The organism is Paraburkholderia translucens (genome assembly GCF_020881035.1).
GTDB lineage: Bacteria > Pseudomonadota > Gammaproteobacteria > Burkholderiales > Burkholderiaceae > Paraburkholderia > Paraburkholderia translucens.
The window spans coordinates 1-2245 of the sequence record NZ_JAJITC010000039.1; the positions used below are offsets into that span (position 1 = coordinate 1).

General features: G+C 55.9%; 3 protein-coding genes and 1 pseudogene. All 4 read left to right on the plus strand.

Features of this window, described 5'->3' with window-relative positions:
- Positions 1 to 124: 124 nt before the first annotated feature.
- Positions 125 to 331: pseudogene (locus LJ655_RS29950) on the plus strand (preprotein translocase); the annotation flags it as partial.
- 61 nt (positions 332 to 392) lie between these two features.
- Entirely contained in the window at positions 393 to 854 is a 462-nt protein-coding gene (locus tag LJ655_RS29955) for a hypothetical protein (protein ID WP_230564763.1), read from the plus strand.
- Between the two features lie 72 nt (positions 855 to 926).
- On the plus strand, positions 927 to 1211 hold the full coding sequence (locus LJ655_RS29960) for a hypothetical protein (RefSeq protein ID WP_230564764.1): 285 nt from the start codon (positions 927 to 929) through the stop codon (positions 1209 to 1211).
- A gap of 88 nt (positions 1212 to 1299) precedes the next feature.
- Positions 1300 to 2055, plus strand: a complete 756-nt coding sequence (locus LJ655_RS29965) for a hypothetical protein (protein ID WP_230564765.1) — start codon at positions 1300 to 1302, stop codon at positions 2053 to 2055.
- The last annotated feature ends 190 nt before the right edge of the window (positions 2056 to 2245 follow it).

The following is a 2245-nucleotide window of genomic DNA, read 5'->3' on the forward strand; positions in this document are numbered from 1 at the left end:
GCGAACCGCCTCAACCTTGAATTCCAGCGTGTACCGCGCCCTCGGGTTACCCATTGCTCAATCCTCCGTCACTGAAGTTTTACACACTCTCAGTAACGGATACGTTTTTTGAGGGCAAGGTCAGCACGGTCTGCGCAGATCATTCGCCAGGCTTGCCCAGACCAAGTGGCTAGATGTTCCGGCGGGGGGCGTAGCGCAGATTCAGGGACACAAGCCATCCGCGGTTCAGGAAAAGCACTACACACACCGTACACTTGACGAACTACGGGAGTGGCACAACCGCATTGAGGCCTGGATGCGGGAACAGGCAGATACTCAATTCAAACCTTAAGCAAGGTGCAGAAGTCAAAGTACACTTGATTACAGTATTCGGATGATCAGGAGTTTCGTCTATGGGTGATGGTAAGTCGTCTACGAGTGGCTCGGCGGCGTCAATGGCGCTCCATAATGCAGGGACGGTGGTTCCTGACCAAGAACCGCCAATCATTCGCAATGGCGCTACGATCATGCCGCTTGATGAGCGGTCCATGCATTCAGCCTCTTGGGTAGGACCTGCCGGTACACATGAGGCAGAGAACCAGTTCGCTTCTTCGGAAGTAGCAACATCGCATGCAGAACCTCAGAACGAAACCCCGATCGAGCGCCGGGTGCGGCGGTTGGCGCGCTTCCGAAGCATGGGAGGAGAATTACGCCAGGCGGGCAGTTCATGGCATGTAAAAGGCCCGCGTGGCGTACTGAAACGCCTGGCTGCGGAAGAACGAACTGCCGGGCACCCGCGTAATGATCAGCGGGATGTAAAAAAAGAACTTGTCGACGCCCTTGAGGCCGAAATGCGGGTGCAACGCGGGAATTGACGCGGGAGCCTCCCGCAAACCGAAGCTGTCAACGCTGACCTATCTGCTGAAACAGGGCGGAAACTTGGTGCGTTGATAGCGAAACGTCAGCACGCGATCAATCTCATCAAGGCCGCCCTGCAAGGCTTCGTCCCGGAGCGTTGCCAAATGGCCCGCCAGACCACCCTCGACACCTTGCCGGATCTGCTCACGACCCGCGAATTTGCAGTGACCCAACGCTGCGCAGAGCAAACCGTCCGAAAAAATTATTGTACTAAGGGGCATCACCACGGCGCCAAGCCCCTCAAGCAGCCGTCCGGACGGCTTCTGTGGCGCAAATCCGACCTGCTCAAGTTGCTGGGTGAGGAGGTCGCGTAATGGGAAAGAAGGCGCCTACGCGAAGCGGACTTGCTGAGCTGGTCCGACTGGTTAACGCCGCCCCCATCCCCGTGTCTGGGGGCACTAAGTGACGGCCCACTCCTTCAATATCGAGCTTGCATCGACATACGGAATTCACGAAGCGATCCTGATCCGGAATCTCCAATTTTGGATTCGCCTTAACAGAAAAAAGGGCAGCCACTTCCACGAGAATCACACGTGGACGTATAACAGCGTGGAAACCTTCGCTGGCCTTTATCCCTATTTATCGCCGAAGAAAATTCGCCGGGCACTCCAAAACCTGGTGGATAAAGGTGTCCTTTTAAAAGGGAATTTCAATCGAATCCGGTTTGATCGCAGTCTTTGGTACGCGTTTGTCGACGAAGGCCGATTTCTCGACGATCCCCGTTTTCTCGACGATCTCGACGCCCCCGGATCGCATCTGCCCGCAAGGGAAAATGCACTTGCCACGCCGAACAAATCTCATTCGGCTGCAGTGCCAAATACATCCTCCCGAGTGGGCAAGTCTCTATATAGAACAGATGTAAACTCAGATATCAATGCAGATGAGCAATCTTCCATGCCCCCCGAGCTCACCATGGCACATTTGGAGCAGTTGCGAGCCTTTTTGCCAAAATTGAGTTCGACCGGTTCTGTGCTTTGGGCATTTCGTGTTATGGAGCGCCAACAGGATGGTGGCGCGTTGCCGTTTGATGTCGTCAAACGCGCAACGGATGCAATTCTGTCGCCCCTCGGCCGCCAAACCATCGCCGCGTGTCCAGATCTCGCGCGACAGGAGGATCTCCAGGCCATCTACCACAAGCTAGCCGAAAACCGAGGGTAAAACCCAGAGGGCTCGCGTCAAAAATCATATCGCCCCCGGTTGGGCGGCGACAATTAACTTGGCGCCGCGTGTTGCCTCACGGAATGATGTTACTCCCGGGTAGTTGTCACGGTCCCGTTGTTTTGCGATGAAGGCTGGCGCTGCGTAGCGGCGCCAGCCTTCATCGCGTCGGCGTCGCCGAGTATCCGCG